The organism is Thermoanaerobacterium sp. R66 (genome assembly GCF_028895185.1).
GTDB lineage: Bacteria > Bacillota > Thermoanaerobacteria > Thermoanaerobacterales > Thermoanaerobacteraceae > Thermoanaerobacterium.
Genome location: NZ_JAEUWW010000001.1, coordinates 226,761 through 241,716, shown reverse-complemented (window position 1 = coordinate 241,716; position 14,956 = coordinate 226,761). Strand labels below are relative to the sequence as shown.

16 protein-coding genes and 1 riboswitch are annotated in these 14,956 nt (G+C 36.6%); of the genes, 7 read left to right on the top strand and 9 right to left on the bottom strand.

Translation table 11 applies throughout. The features are described 5' to 3' along the window. Positions 1-273: 273 nt before the first annotated feature. Both JJQ93_RS01065 and rlmD read right to left on the bottom strand, forming a co-directional pair. Positions 274-684: a type II toxin-antitoxin system HicB family antitoxin gene (locus JJQ93_RS01065; RefSeq protein ID WP_274892451.1), complete on the bottom strand. Its 411-nt coding sequence runs from the start codon at positions 682-684 to the stop codon at positions 274-276. A gap of 264 nt (positions 685-948) precedes the next feature. Beyond that, complete coding sequence (gene rlmD / locus JJQ93_RS01060; RefSeq protein ID WP_274892450.1) at positions 949-2,310, bottom strand: 23S rRNA (uracil(1939)-C(5))-methyltransferase RlmD; 1,362 nt, start codon at positions 2,308-2,310, stop codon at positions 949-951. Positions 2,311-2,455: 145 nt separating this feature from the next. Here rlmD and JJQ93_RS01055 point away from each other — a divergent pair, with 145 nt between their 5' ends. The 3 genes from JJQ93_RS01055 to JJQ93_RS01045 are packed head-to-tail and all read left to right on the top strand — an operon-like array spanning position 2,456 to position 3,486. Further along, positions 2,456-2,638: a spore coat associated protein CotJA gene (locus tag JJQ93_RS01055; protein WP_014758281.1), complete on the top strand. Its 183-nt coding sequence runs from the start codon at positions 2,456-2,458 to the stop codon at positions 2,636-2,638. 2 nt (positions 2,639-2,640) lie between these two features. Beyond that, the gene (locus JJQ93_RS01050; protein WP_014758280.1) at positions 2,641-2,901 is read left to right on the top strand and encodes a spore coat protein CotJB; all 261 of its coding nucleotides are present in this window, start codon (positions 2,641-2,643) and stop codon (positions 2,899-2,901) included. Positions 2,902-2,913: 12 nt separating this feature from the next. Beyond that, positions 2,914-3,486 (top strand): manganese catalase family protein, encoded by a 573-nt coding sequence (locus JJQ93_RS01045; RefSeq protein WP_274892449.1) that lies wholly within the window; start codon positions 2,914-2,916, stop codon positions 3,484-3,486. Between the two features lie 30 nt (positions 3,487-3,516). Here JJQ93_RS01045 and JJQ93_RS01040 read toward each other — a convergent pair whose 3' ends face one another. After that, positions 3,517-5,922, bottom strand: coding sequence for a homocysteine S-methyltransferase family protein (locus tag JJQ93_RS01040; protein ID WP_274892448.1), 2,406 nt, complete (start codon positions 5,920-5,922; stop codon positions 3,517-3,519). Positions 5,923-5,944: 22 nt separating this feature from the next. Continuing rightward, positions 5,945-6,847, bottom strand: a complete 903-nt coding sequence (locus tag JJQ93_RS01035) for a methylenetetrahydrofolate reductase (protein ID WP_274892447.1) — start codon at positions 6,845-6,847, stop codon at positions 5,945-5,947. Between the two features lie 54 nt (positions 6,848-6,901). Further along, positions 6,902-6,996, bottom strand: a riboswitch (SAM riboswitch). 149 nt (positions 6,997-7,145) lie between these two features. On the opposite strand from JJQ93_RS01035, the gene JJQ93_RS01030 reads away from it, so the two are divergent. Next, positions 7,146-8,075 (top strand): DUF362 domain-containing protein, encoded by a 930-nt coding sequence (locus JJQ93_RS01030; protein ID WP_274892446.1) that lies wholly within the window; start codon positions 7,146-7,148, stop codon positions 8,073-8,075. A 25-nt stretch (positions 8,076-8,100) separates the two neighbouring features. Here JJQ93_RS01030 and JJQ93_RS01025 read toward each other — a convergent pair whose 3' ends face one another. The 4 genes from JJQ93_RS01025 to JJQ93_RS01010 all read right to left on the bottom strand — a co-directional run bounded on the left by JJQ93_RS01025 (position 8,101) and on the right by JJQ93_RS01010 (position 11,443). Next, the gene (locus JJQ93_RS01025) at positions 8,101-8,913 is read right to left on the bottom strand and encodes a sugar phosphate isomerase/epimerase family protein (RefSeq protein ID WP_274892445.1); all 813 of its coding nucleotides are present in this window, start codon (positions 8,911-8,913) and stop codon (positions 8,101-8,103) included. Positions 8,914-8,991: 78 nt separating this feature from the next. Beyond that, entirely contained in the window at positions 8,992-10,347 is a 1,356-nt protein-coding gene (locus JJQ93_RS01020) for a glucose-6-phosphate isomerase (RefSeq protein ID WP_085112871.1), read from the bottom strand. Between the two features lie 64 nt (positions 10,348-10,411). Continuing rightward, positions 10,412-10,909, bottom strand: a complete 498-nt coding sequence (locus tag JJQ93_RS01015; RefSeq protein ID WP_274892444.1) for an HD domain-containing protein — start codon at positions 10,907-10,909, stop codon at positions 10,412-10,414. Between the two features lie 33 nt (positions 10,910-10,942). Further along, positions 10,943-11,443 (bottom strand): hypothetical protein, encoded by a 501-nt coding sequence (locus tag JJQ93_RS01010; protein WP_274892443.1) that lies wholly within the window; start codon positions 11,441-11,443, stop codon positions 10,943-10,945. Positions 11,444-11,563: 120 nt separating this feature from the next. Between JJQ93_RS01010 and JJQ93_RS01005 the strand changes: the two genes are divergently transcribed. From JJQ93_RS01005 to pepT, 3 genes are all read left to right on the top strand, one after another. Continuing rightward, positions 11,564-12,061, top strand: a complete 498-nt coding sequence (locus tag JJQ93_RS01005; protein WP_274892442.1) for a nitroreductase family protein — start codon at positions 11,564-11,566, stop codon at positions 12,059-12,061. A 151-nt stretch (positions 12,062-12,212) separates the two neighbouring features. Continuing rightward, the gene (rpsD, locus tag JJQ93_RS01000; protein WP_274892441.1) at positions 12,213-12,809 is read left to right on the top strand and encodes a 30S ribosomal protein S4; all 597 of its coding nucleotides are present in this window, start codon (positions 12,213-12,215) and stop codon (positions 12,807-12,809) included. A gap of 92 nt (positions 12,810-12,901) precedes the next feature. After that, positions 12,902-14,128 carry a peptidase T gene (gene pepT / locus JJQ93_RS00995; RefSeq protein WP_274894026.1) on the top strand — a complete coding sequence of 409 codons (1,227 nt, stop codon included), beginning with the start codon at positions 12,902-12,904 and terminating at the stop codon, positions 14,126-14,128. Positions 14,129-14,154: 26 nt separating this feature from the next. On the opposite strand, the gene JJQ93_RS00990 is transcribed toward pepT, so the two are convergent. Further along, positions 14,155-14,928 (bottom strand): alpha/beta hydrolase, encoded by a 774-nt coding sequence (locus JJQ93_RS00990; RefSeq protein ID WP_085112876.1) that lies wholly within the window; start codon positions 14,926-14,928, stop codon positions 14,155-14,157. Between the last annotated feature and the right edge of the window lie 28 nt (positions 14,929-14,956).

Below are 14,956 nucleotides of genomic sequence, written 5' to 3'. Positions count from 1 at the left end.
CTTCCCTCCTAAATACTTTTATATTTTCTTAATTATTTTTTGCAGGTGCTCCGCCTACAAAAACATTTATAGGTACATCATTTGTTACATGTTAATATCATGATAATCCTTTGAGTCAACTCTAAGTCAAGATGTTTTTCATTTTTTTAAACGCCTCAAGAAATTATTAAAATCTTGTAGCCATCTTCTATGAAAATTATGAAAATTATTTTGTTGTGATAATCTCTTAATAGTGAATAATCATAAAAAAATAAAGCACCCATTTTAGAGTGCCTATTGCTTATATTCTCTAATCCCTAATTTTTCTTTAAGAGCTTCTTGAAGCACCTGTGAAAAGTTTATTTTGCTTCTTTCGGCGATACTATTGAGCCATGATGGTATTGTCAGTGTTTTCTTTACATAAACAGTTTTAATATTACTTCTATAGTATGGCATCCATACTTCTATCGGAACAACAATTTGATTATCTTCTACTTTTATTTTAGAAATAGGAGTTGGTTCTGGTATAACATCTCCATCATCTTCCATACCTGAAATATGAAGTGCCATAGCCTCTTTTGCATTTCTTACAGCTTCTTCTTCATTATCTCCACATGTAAAACAGCCAGGTAAATCGGGAAAACTGACAGAAATACCGTCAGATGCATAATCAAATATAGCAGGATAAATATATGTTTCTTTCATCTAAAAGCCTCCTTTTGGCTTGTTTTCAGGGAGGGGGGGCAAAACTCACTCAAGTTTAAGTCCTACCTGATCCAAAATACTTTTTGCAGTTTTAAAAGGATAAAAAAACAGATGAATCAATGTAAATTTTTTAGTTTATTTCCACAGGACCTGGAGATACACATAAAAATACATGGTTTCTCTGTATCTCCACCACCAAAAAGCACATTTTCGGCAAATGGCAAATCACGGAAAAAACCTGTATTTAAATCATTTTTTAGGTGCTTATTTGTTTTTTACATTTGTCAACAGCGCCACCGTCTCCACATGATGTGTGTGAGGAAACATGTCAACGCATTTTACTTTTTCCACTTTGTACTGTCTTTCAGTAAGCATCTTTAAATCTCTCGCCAGGGACACAGGATTGCAAGATACGTAGATTATTTTTTCTGGGTTCAACTTTATGATGTCCATTATAGCTTTTGGGTTTACTCCTGGTCTTGGAGGATCTAGCACAACCACATCTGGCTTTTCGTTTATTTCCCTTATCTTTTGTGCGACATCGCCTGCTATAAACTGTATATTACTAAGCCCATTTAATCGCGCATTTTCACGTGCAGCATCGACAGCTTCTTCGACAAGTTCTATGCCTACTACTTTTTTAGCTAATGGAGCCATTATTATCCCTATAGTCCCAGTACCGCAATACAAGTCAAATAAAACTTTATTGGATATTTCACCTGCGAATTCCCTTGCTATGCTGTAGAGCTTCTCTGCACCTTTTGAATTAGTCTGAAAAAATGAAAATGCGCTTATCTTAAATTTAAGACCAAGTATTTCTTCCATTATATAGTCTCTGCCGTACAAAACTGTAAGTTTTTCACACTTAACTGCATCAGAATAGCTATCATTTACAGTGTGCAATATGCCTACAAGTTTACCATTTAATTTTATACTTCTAAGTTCATCTATTAGTTTACTAAAATCGTGTTCTATCTTGGATGTTGTAATTATATTTATGAGGATTTCACCTGTATTTGTTGCTTTTCTAATGACTAAGTTTCTCATATAACCTTCGTGTGTCTTTATATTATAATATGGTAAACCTTGCTGCCTTGTATAATTTAAAACATTTTTTAAACATGCAATAAAATCGCTGTCTACAATCCTGCAGTCATCCGTCGTTATAATATCGTAATACCTGCCTTTTACATGAAGTCCCAATTGTGCCGCGCCATTGTCATCTTTTCCAAAAGTGTACTCCATCTTGTTTCTGTACGAAAAAACATCTGGACTCCCTACAATTCCTAAAAATTCAAAATCTTTTACGCCTGCTTCATCAAGAAGCTTTTTTACATAATCTTCTTTTAACCTTAATTGATTCTCATAATTTATATTTAAATATGCACAGCCACCACATTTGCCAAAGTGTTTGCATACATTATCATGTTCTAAAGGTGATCTCTCGAGTATCTCTACGATATCTGCTTCAATTTCTTTGCCTTTTACTTTTTTTATTCTTCCCCTTACTTTCTGTCCCTTAACGGCGCCTCTCACTTTAATGATATTTTCATCCAAATGTGATAATCCATAACCATCTAAATTCATATCATCTATATAAATCATTACCTCATCGTTTTTCTTCATATCGCATTACTCCTAACCTAATTTATATACAATATATATACCATACAAAGCAGAATACGTCAAAACAACCTGCATCCGCATATTATCACACAAATATATATTTTTGAATATTATATATCGAAAACATTAAATGGGGGTTTTATATATGTATGAGTATAATGGATTTTATATACAAAGCTATGACGTAGGTCAAAAAGGTTTAGCTGAAGCGTATATTCCAATGCAAAGATATGTATCATCATATCCTCCTGAACAAGGTTTAAAGCGCGGAACTATCTTCCCAGAATTAGATAAACCTTACATGGAAGAAAAAATGAGGGGGTACTAACAATGGACGCGAATCAAGTAGCTCTCATCAAAAGAATAATGGAACTGGATTTTGCTTGTATCGATTTAAATCTATACCTTGACACACATCCTGATGACCAAAAAGCACTTAGAGACTACAACTACTATAGCCAGCAGTCAAGATCTCTAAAGGCGCAATATGAGCAGCTTTACGGTCCATTGATGTCTTTTGGCGAAACACCTTCACAATGCAACAGGTTTAAATGGGTAGATGATCCATGGCCATGGGAAATCCAATATTAAAGAGGTGATATTATGTGGGTGTATGAAAAGAAGTTAGAATACCCTGCCAATGTATGTAAACCAGACATTAAAATGGCCAAATTTTTAATTGCACAGTATGGTGGACCGGATGGTGAATTAGCGGCGGCATTGAGATACCAAACTCAAAGATACACAATGCCTACAGGCCAAGCAAAGGGAACATTGACAGACATATCCACAGAAGAATTCGGGCACTTGGAAATAATTGCCACATTGGTCTTTAAGTTACTGAAAGGTGTGCCAGTAGAGGAGCTTAAAAAGGAAGGCCTTGGAGAACAGTACACAGAACACGATAGAGCTCTTTTCTACAGCGATACGACAGGTATGCTATGGAGTGCTGCATATATCCAAGCAAAAGGCGACGTAATCGCAGATCTTCACGAAGACATGGCAGCAGAAGAAAAGGCGAGGGCAACGTATGAACACCTTATAAATCTAACTGACGATCCTTGTGTAAAAGATACATTAAGGTTTTTAAGAGAAAGGGAAATTGTACACTTCCAGAGATTCGGAGAGACTTTGGATCTGGTGCAAGAACATCTAAGAAGCAAAAAAATATTTTAAAAAAGCCGGCTATACCGGCTTTTTGTCTGCTCAATTCGTATTTAATTCACTAAACACTTTATCTGCTATCCTTACAGCTTCTTGCGCGTTGGCTCCGTAGTAATCGGCTCCAATCTTCAATGCATAATCTTTTGTAAGGACAGCACCGCCTACCATTATCTTTAGGTCCTTTATGTTTCTCAACACTTCAATGGTCTTTTCCATATTATTTAACGTAGTCGTCATCAGTGCACTAAGCCCTACAAGCTTCGCATTTGTCCTTTTTACTTCATCTACAATTATAGATGGTTTAACATCTTTCCCAAGATCTATAACTTCATAGCCATAATTTTCAAGCAGTACTTTTACTATATTTTTACCTATATCGTGTATGTCGCCTTCAACTGTTGCCAGTATTATTTTACCCTTAGAGCCCATACCTTTAGGCATCTTTTCCTTTAAAACTTTAAAAGCACTTTCAACGACTTCTGCTGAATTTAAAAGCTGTGGAAGAAAATATATCCCTTTGTCATACTTATCTCCTACATCTTTAAGCGCAGGTATTATCGTATTATCTACTATGCTTAATGGTTCTAATCCTTCATTAAGTATTTCCATCACTAATCTATCTATATCAGCCTTTTTGCCATCTAATATATTTCTGTAAAGCATCTCGCTTGCATTACTATCTGTTTTTTTCCCTACAGATAATACTTGCGTCTTATTTATCCCATCATCTTTCTTATATGTATTTATGTATCTTTCGCATCTTTTATCCCTTGATGATAAGACCATCGAAGCGTTCAATATATCCATTGTTATCTTATCATTTGGATTGACTATAACAGCATCTAAGCCGTATGATATCGCCATCGCAAGAAATGCAGTATTTATAAGTTGCCGCTCAGGCAATCCATAAGATACGTTGCTAAGTCCTATGACCGTACTTACTCCAAGCTTAGACTTAACAAGATTGATGGCTTTTAATGTTTCTATTGCTGCTGTCTGCTCAGATGACACTGTAAGTGCGATACAGTCAATTATTATATCTTCTTTTGGTATTCCATACTCTAAAGCGGCTTTTACAATCTTCTCAGCGTTTCTAAGCCTTTCATCTGCATTTTTAGGAAGACCGTCATCACTTATTGTAAGTCCTATAACACTTGTGCCGTATTTTTTGACAATAGGCAATACTTCTTGTAAACTTTTCTCTTTTGCACTGACAGAATTTATAATAGGCTTACCTCTGACTATCCTTACCGCTTTTTCAATCGCCTTTACATTGCTACTATCTATCTGCAATGGCACATTGACGATGTTCTGTACCTGCGAAACGATTTTAGGCATCAATTCCTCTTCGTTTATGCCAGGCACACCAATATTCACGTCAAGTACGCTTGCGCCAAGTTTTTCCTGCGATACAGCTTCATCGTAGATCAGATTATAATTGCCTTCTTTGATAGCTGCACTCAATTTCTTCTTTCCTGTAGGATTTATCCTTTCGCCGATTACACACACAGGATAATCGCTGCCTATGAAAACAGTCTTTGTATTTGATGAAACTGCTGTGTATTCTTTCACGGCAGTTTTTTTCTCTGTATCATGTATCTCAGCTTTCAAAAGCTTAATAAATTCTGGAGTCGTCCCACAACAACCACCAACAATAGATGCCCCGCATTCTAAAAGCTTTTTTGTCTCGACGGCAAATTTCTCTTTCGTAATGTCGTAAAGAGTCAATCCATCCTCTAAATGAGGCATTCCTGCATTTGGCTGCGCCAAAATTGGTATCCTTGAAACTTCAGCCATCTTCTTCACTATGTCTGCCATCATGTCAGGTCCCGTAGAGCAATTGACACCTATGGCATCAAGGCCAAGCCCTTGAAGACTTACTACTGCTGTAACAGGGTCTGTCCCCATAAGCGTCCTTCCATCTTCTTGAAACGTCATGGTACAAATTACCTTTAAATTAGTATTCTCCTTTACAGCAAGAATAGCCGCCTTCGCTTCTAATATATCTGACATAGTCTCAATAAGTGCCAAATCAGCACCGGCTTTTTCCCCTTCTACAGCAACCTCTGCAAAGGCACTATAAGCCTCGTCAAATGTCAGCTTGCCAAAAGGTTCCATCAGTTCGCCAATAGGCCCTATAGAAAGAGCAACGGCTTTATTACCAGCAGCTTTTCTGGCTATCTGTACTGCGCTTTTGACTATTTCAGGCAATTTATCTGAAAGATTGTAAGATTTTAATTTTATCCTATTGGCGCCAAATGTATTTGTCTCAATAACATCTGCCCCTGCATCAATATACGACTTGTGGATTTCGTACACAATATCCGGATGTAAGAGATTGTAATATTCAGGGCATTCTCCTGTTTTAAGTCCTTTTTTCTGAAGCATAGTGCCCATTGCTCCGTCAAAGACGATTATGCTATTCTTTAAATTCTTAAAAATATCCAATTGCAACATCTCCTTATGATGACTACAATACTTCTTCTATATCATTTTGTCTCATGTTCTTTACGCCATTTACAATGTCAACAACTATATCTGTCTTGCCAAGTGGCATGATATGAACACCACCCACTTTATTTTTTATCTTGTTTATAAACTCTATTGCAATTTTTGTCCCTTCACCTTTTTCACCGTTTTTCAACCTGTCTATTATTTTTTCAGGTATCTCGATGCCAGGCACCTTTTCGTTCAAGTTAACAGCCATCTTATAGCTTTTAAGGGGTAGCACCCCTACTAAAACCGGAATATCAAATTGCTCTACGGCATCAAGAAATCTGTATAAAATCTCATCATCGTAGACAGGCTGAGTCTGTATGAAAGATGCTCCACATTCTATTTTCGTCCTTAATTTTTCTATTGATTCAGGTCTTAAATCATTTGGATTTGCTGTTGTCCCTATGCAGAAATTTGTAGATGATTCCAACTTATTTCCGTTGTAGTCAAAGCCATCATTTAGCGACTTTGCTATCTTCACAAGACCTACAGAATCTACGTCGTACACGCCTGTTGCCTGTGGCACATCACCTCGTTTTGGATCGTCTCCTGTAAGGGCAAGGATATTTCTGACTCCAAGAGCATACGCACCCAAAAGCTCTGCTTGAAGGCCAATAAGATTTCTGTCCCTACACGTTAAGTGAAATATGGTTTCTATATTTAGATGATTTTGCAAAAGATGTGCCAATGCAATAGGGCTCATTCTCATATTTGCCATAGGACAATCAGTTATATTTAATGCATCTGCTATTCCATATAATTTTTTCGCTTCTTCAATAGAATTCGAAATATCAGCTCCTTTTGGCGTCGATATCTCCACGGTTATGACAAATTGCTTATTTTTAAGTTTCTGGCACAAATTTTCAGAATTTCGCAAAACGACCCCTCCTTAAAATAAAAAAACTCTTCGCCAAAAGAAGAGATATTTTTGCTCCCATCTTTCAGCGATATGCTGCTGGAATTGGCACCGTGATATCCGGTTGCCGAGCTTCATAGGGCCAGTCCCTCCGCTACTCTTGATAAGAGTTTACTATATTAATTTATTAAATTATATGATACCGTCCTCTGGTACAATTGTCAATGAAATATTTGTTGAAATGTTAAAATTACTTAGGCTTTTTGCTTAGATATTTTAATTTTTGATAAAATGCAAATCATATATATGAGGTGATTTTATGAGGTACAGAAAAATTGTAGAACCAGTAGTAGCAATAGCATCTGGCCCTGATGAGATACAAAACTTAAATACCGCTTTAAACTTATTACCTTTGCAAAATCTAATCGAAACGGGTAATACCGTTGTAATAACGCCAAATTTCGTTAAAAGCAAGCCTCCTCAAAGCGGTACGATAGTAGGACCAGATACATTGAGAGCCCTTATAAGATACGTAAAGTCTAAAAATCCTGGCAGGATTGTGATTGCCGCCGGCTCTGGTGGAGATCCTACGCCTAAAGTTTTATCTGACAATGGATTTGATAAAGTCATTTCAGAAGAAGGCGTAGAATTTGTAGATCTAAATTACGGTCCTTACGTAGAATTGCTGCTGGACGACTGTCTTTTAAAATCAACAAAAGTAAATGAACTTTATGAAAAAATGGATGTACTAATTTCATTCACTCAAATGAAAATGCACGAAGAAGCTACAGTATCGCTTGGAATAAAAAACATAGCTTTAAGCTGGCCTCCCGCAGAAATACACGGATTTCCCAAAAAAAATTTAGGCATACACGATGACCTTCACAATTTCATAAGGGCCATGGCTGAAAAAATATCTATAGATCTTACAATATTAAGCGGTCAAGAAGCGATGATAGGCACAGGGCCATCAGAAGGAAAGCCTATCAATGCAAACATGATAATAGCAGGAACAGATCCTGTAGCAACAGATACAGTAGGTGCCAGAATGTTTGGACTTATGCCTCAAGGCGTCAACTACTTGTTTCAATGTGCTAAAAGAGGTGTAGGCACAGGTGAGCTTAAAAATGTCACTATCAAAGGCATACCATTGCAACAAGCTGAACTGAATTTCTCTACGCAGGCGTATGGCTATGGCATCGCCTTAGATTCAAGCGGAATAAAGCAGATGGTGCCAGGAAAAGTCTAAAGATAAGGGTTTACTTCCCTTATCTTTATTTTTCAAAGATGCTTTTTAGGTATTCAATGCCTTCTTTTAAATCATCAATATCCTTATAGTTGTTTCTGTAGACTTCCATTATGATAGATCCATTGTAATCCAATTTTTTTAACTCTCTATTAAGCTTTGCAAAGTCAAAACTTCCTCTGCCTGGAAGGTACAAACTGCCGCAATCATCGTAATCGCATAAATGGACATTAACGAGTTTATCTCCCATTGATTTTAAGTATTCAAATGGATCTTTCTTGCTTTTCATCGCCTGCTTTATATCCAATGTAAAATAAACATTTCTGCTTTTCACAGCCTGTCTTATGAATGTAGCGAATTCTGGATATGCAAACCAACACCAATAGACATTTTCCCAAGAAAATTTAACCCCATATTCTCCTGATGTATCAGCTATATAATCCACATATTTCGCAATCTTGTCAAAATCAATATTAGGCGTCGTATCTTTTTTAACAGCAGGTCCGTGAAAAACGTATATTTTTGCCTTAAGTATCTTTGCTGCTTTCAAGACTTTAATAAGCATCTTTGAGGCATCGTTCCTTTGCCTTTCAGTTGCTGAAAAAAGCTGCGGTTCAAACTGAGTGCCTATAGCATGTATTGAATTAACTTCAATGCCGTATCTATCTAAATCATCCCTCATAGCTTTGCAATAATCTTCATCATATTCGCTGTAAGATTCCAAAAAAACTTCTACACTCTTTATGCCCATTTTAGCTATTATAGGAATCGTTTCCTCTGTAAGATAGTCAGGATAAAAACAAGCCGTCGATATGCCAACTTCCATTTCATCACCATCCAAAAACAATTCTCATATATAATATTATACATGAAATCATTCTGACAAAAAAAGATATGCCAATCGGCATATCTTTCATAACTATCTCTTTAGCCTCTTTTCCAATTCTTCTTTCTCTTTTTCATAACCTGGTTTGCCTAAAAGTGCAAACATGTTTTTCTTGTACGCTTCAACGCCTGGTTGATCAAACGGATTAACGCCATTTAAATAACCGCTTATGCCACAAGCCATCTCAAAGAAGTATACAAGGTATCCAAAATTGTAAGCCGATATCTCAGGCACATTCACAATCAGGTTAGGCACTCCGCCGTCATTGTGAGCAAGCACCGTACCTTCAAAAGCTTTCTTGTTTACGAAATCAACTGTCTTGCCTGTCAAGAAATTAAGCCCGTCAATGTTATCTTTATCTTCATTTATAGTTATTTCTTTAAGTGGTCTTTCAACATTTATGACAGTCTCAAACATTATCCTGCTGCCATCTTGAATGAATTGTCCCATTGAGTGCAAATCTGTAGAAAAATCAACTGAAGCAGGATATATTCCTTTGTGATCTTTTCCTTCACTTTCACCAAAAAGCTGTTTCCACCACTCTGAAAAATAGTGAAGCCTTGGCTCATAGTTGACTAAAATTTCAACTGATTTTCCTTTTCTGTAAAGAGCATTTCTTACAATAGCATACTGCATACTTAAATTTTCTTTGATGTCCGGCTTTTTGAAGACTATAGATGCATCGTATGCACCTTTCATCATTTCATCGATATTTATTCCTGCAGCCGCTATAGGAAGCAGACCTACAGCCGTCAAAACCGAGTATCTTCCACCTACATCGTCAGGAATCACAAAAGTCTCGTATCCTTCTTCGTCAGCCAGTTTTTTAAGGGCACCTTTTTGCCTGTCTGTCGTAACATATATCCTTGACTTTGCTTCTTCTTTTCCGTATTTTTTCTCCAGGAAATCTCTGAAAACTCTAAAAGCTATAGCTGGTTCTGTAGTAGTGCCAGATTTCGATATTACATTTATAGAAACATCTTTTCCTTCTAATATTTCTAATAAATCTTGAAGATATGTAGAGCTTATGCTGTTTCCTGCAAAGTATATCTCTGGCGCTTTTCTAACAGATTGCGGTAAAACATTGTAAAATGAGTGTGTAAGCATCTCAATCGCTGCTCTTGCACCTAAATATGAACCACCAATACCGATAACCACAAGTACATCTGAATCTGATTTTATCTTCTCTGCAGCTTTTTTAATGCGAGCAAATTCTTCCTTATCATAATCTTTAGGCAAATCAACCCATCCAAGGAAATCGCTTCCCTGAGCTGTCTTGTTAAGCACCATATCTAATGATAGAAGCGCTTGCTTCTCAAGATATGATATTTCGTGCTCATTGACAAAGTTTAGCGCATTTGAATAATCAAAGTTCAATACATTTGTCATATGTAAACCTCCAATCTTTTTTTACATCTCATATTTTATACCATATAATACATATTATCAAGCTTTAGCTTAGAAACATATCGTTTGCAATCATCTTGCCTGTCTGTGTCTTAAAATTTTTCTCAATAATACTTGCCACATTTTCTTTATCCTTGTACAATTCGTCTTCTTCGATGTTGACTAAAAGATCTGATTCCCATATTATCTGAAAATCGATTCCATCATTTTTAGACGCCGTATGGTGTCCACCTATAATGTATGCAACTCTATCTATAATATCCTCATCTTCATTATTTTTTAGCATTATTTCTCTTGCAATCGGTGGCCCTTCTATCTCCTGATATTTGCCAGATGAGCTGCCATACTTCTCCTCAGCCTTTTTGATGCCAATATCGTGCAAAATTGCACTTATGTATATGACCTTTTTCATCTTTTCATCTGCAATATTCTCACCGTAAACAATCCTGTCAGCATAATTAAGCACTTTCAATGCGTGATTTATCCTCTTTAAGTCAATGCCATAATATTCTTTAAGCTCAATGATGTATTTAAGCCTTGACATAAAATCATCTCCCATAAATTTAATTGAATTCAATTAATTAGTATTTACACCTGCAGAACCGTGATTCTGTTTTTTCTTGTAAAGATAATATGCTGATGCAATTATCACAGCTGACACTATTGGCTCTATATCTACACACTGGCACTCAACGTCAAAACCATCGAATGTGCCGCCTAATCTGCCTGTTGCGGTAGACCCTTGAAAATTTATGAGAACGTCAAATCCATCAACAATGCCTCCGCATCTGCCATAAACTGTATTCCCTTCATGTTTCAGTTTCAGGTCATGCCCATCAATACTACCGCCAATCCTGGCATCTACAAAATCACTTCCGATATTGCCAGATATGTCTTTTCCAAAAATCGCTCCCCCAAATCTTCCATTGATAGTACCATCAGTCAAAGAATACTTTATGTTTATATCATCACCAATGACAGAACCTCCAATTCTTCCATTAACATTTCCATCTTCTAACAGCGCATATATGTCATATCCTGCAAATACACCGCCGATTCTACCTTCAATGCTACCCATCACATATCTCCCCCTTATCTTACTATTATTTTTGCATAATGATAGTTTATCGTCAATAAATATTTTATAAATTTTGAAATCAAATTTATTGTGGTTATAATATAGATGGAGGTGTTTTAAATGGATGCAATAGAAGTATTAAAACAAAGAAGAGCTGTCAGAACTTTTGAAGATAAGCCAATACCAAAAAATATTTTAGAGGACATAATCGATTGCGGAAGATTGGCTCCGTCAGGAAACAACGCTCAACCATGGCATTTTGTGGTTGTCACTGATAAAGAGACTCTAAAGTTTATATCAGAGAAGGCTACATACGGCAAATTTATAAAAGATGCGGCAGCATGTGTCGTAGTATACTGCGAGAAAGACAATAGACATCATCTGGAAGACGGAGCAGCCGCAACAGAAAACATAATGTTAGCAGCAAAGGCACACGGCATTTCTTCATGCTGGGTCGCTGGATATGACCGCAGTTACGAAAATGACATTAATGAGCGGCTAAACGTTCCTTCTAATCTAAGGATGATTTCCATCATCCCATTAGGATACAGTCAAGACAATCCGGCCCCAAGAAACAAAAAATCATTGCAAGATGTAATCCATTGGGAGAAGTTTTAAAAAAATCGGCTTAATGCCGGGTTTTTGCATATTTTTTAGTTCTTTGATAAAAAATATACTTGAGAAAATACTTGATAAATTTTATTCCATACTGTATAATTTGGATGTAGTTAATTGATAATGATTATCATTATAAAATGGAGGTGAGCAGTTGTCAAGAGTAGTAACACCAAAGCATAGAATGTGCAGAATTGTAGGACATCCCCTATGCGGTAGCCCAAAGTGTCCTTCGTTAAAGCGGCCGTACGCTCCTGGACAGCATGGGCTAGCTAGAGGCAAAAAGCTTTCTGAATACGGTAGAAGACTCCTTGAAAAACAAAAACTCAAATCAATCTATAACGTCAAGGAAAGACAGTATAGAAGGTATTTTGAAAAAGCACTAAAAAGCAAGGAACCGACAAGTGAAAAACTTCTTTCACTTCTTGAAAGGCGCCTTGACAATATTGTATACAGGATGGGCTTTGCTCCTACAATATACTCTGCACGTCAGCTCGTTTCGCATGGCCATATATTAGTAAATGGCAAAAAAGTGAATATCCCATCTTATGAGGTAAATGTCGGAGACATCGTCTCTGTTAACGAAAAAAGTAAAAATATACCTATTATAAAACAAAGCATAGGCAGAAATAATATTCCACCATATATCAATGTCGATGTAGATAAAATGGAAGGCAAATTAATTAAACTACCAAGAAGAAGTGAAATTCCTGTAGAAATTGATGACCATTTATTAGTAGAGTTTTATTAAGCCTGGTGACAGTCCAGGCTTTAATTCTTTTAAAATTTTTTTATAAGTGATAAAATTAAATTGTAGAATATTTTGTGAAAGAAGGGGTAATATTGGAAACTGCAGTTGAACGGTTTTTAAGGTACGTAAAATATGAAACGACATCTGATGAAAACTCTTCGAAATGCCCAAGCACGGAAGGCCAGATGGCTTTTGCAAAAGTCTTATCTGACGAATTGAAATTCATAGGGCTTGAAGACGTTTCTGTTGATGAAAATGGCTATGTAATGGGCGTGATACCATCAAACATTGATAAAAATGTGCCTGTTGTGGGATTTATAGCTCATATGGATACAAGTCCTGATATGTCAGGAAAAAATGCAAATCCTCAGATTATAGAAAGCTATGATGGAAATGATATAGTTCTAAATAGAGATCTTAATGTAGTCTTGTCGCCAAATGATTTTCCTGAATTAAAGCAGTACATAGGAAAAACTTTGATTACAACAGATGGGACGACTCTATTAGGCGCTGATGACAAAGCAGGCATTGCAGAGATCATCACAGCTTGTGAATATCTTATTTCGCACCCTGAAATAAAACATGGCACGATAAAAATAAGCTTTACGCCAGACGAGGAAATTGGAAGAGGTGCTGATAAATTTGATGTAGAAAAATTTGGAGCAGATTTTGCATATACAATCGATGGTGAAAGCATTGGACAGTTAGAGTACGAGAATTTTAACGCTGCTTCAGCCAAAATAACAATACACGGTAGAAACGTCCATCCAGGTATGGCAAAGGGTAAGATGAAAAATTCAGTATTGATCGGGGTAGAACTTGCTTCCATGCTTCCACTTGAGGAAACACCTGCTAATACGGAAGGATATGAAGGCTTCTATCATCTGACCAATTTTGATGGAAACGTAGAAGAAACCCACATGCAATACATAATAAGGGATTTCGACAAAGAAAACTTTGAAAACCGAAAAAATTATCTGATAAATTTGATCAACAACTTAAATGAAAAATACGGCGAAAATACTGTTGAAATAGATTTAAAAGATCAATACTACAACATGAGAGAAATAATAGAAAAAGATATGAGGATAGTCGATATTGCAGTAAAGGCCATGGAACTATCTGATGTTAAGCCTAATATTTCCCCAATAAGAGGAGGAACAGACGGTGCAAGGCTTTCTTACATGGGCCTTCCTACTCCCAATATCTTCACTGGCGGTCACAATTTCCATGGCAGATACGAATACATACCTGCTTTTGCTATCGAAAAAGCTGTGGAAGTAATATTGAATATTGTAAAACTTGTAGCGGAAGTATAATTTTAAAGGGCCAATAACTGGCCCTTTTAGCTTAATTTCTCTTTTAAAAAAGCTACAGACTCATCTATGGCTCTTTTCTCCCAATCAAGCCTATTAAACGTATGGTCTGAACCATCTATTGATACTCTATGACCTTTTTCTTTGTAAACCGTCTTTAAAATTTCCTCAGATACGGTGTATGGAACAGCTTCATCTTTAGTCCCATGAATTATAAGTACATCTTTGTCATATCCTCTTGCAGATTGGAAAATATCGATGTCAATTATATCGGATACGAATCCCTTCCCTAAGGCAAGACCTCCTATGTCCACAAATCCATGTTGGCTAAGCAAATTTCCGGCTTCGCTTTGAGATTGGAGTATAATTATATCTCTCATGTTGAAAGCAGGGGCCCATAACACTAATGACTTGACGATGTCTTTGCGCTCATTTGCAATAATCGCAGCTATCGCACCACCCATGCTAAGTCCTAATATTCCTATATTATCAACATCTGTAGCCGGGTGATTTTTGACAAATTCTAAGATATGCCTTGCATCTTCTACTTCACCGCTGAATGTCATATCCATAAAATCTCCGTCACTTTCTCCAGAACCATAAAAATCAAATCTGACGCTGCCAATGCCTACCTTCTCCAGCTCTCTCGACAATTTTACAAATATGAAATGGGACTCTACTTTGTTGCCAGTAAAGCCGTGAAATATAGCTACCATTGGTACTTTTCCGCTTGCACTATCAGGAATGTGCATCATACCTCTCAATGTCTTAGATCCATACGTAAGCTCAACTGACTTTTGCATAATATCACCTCTCTTTTTTCTAAATTAT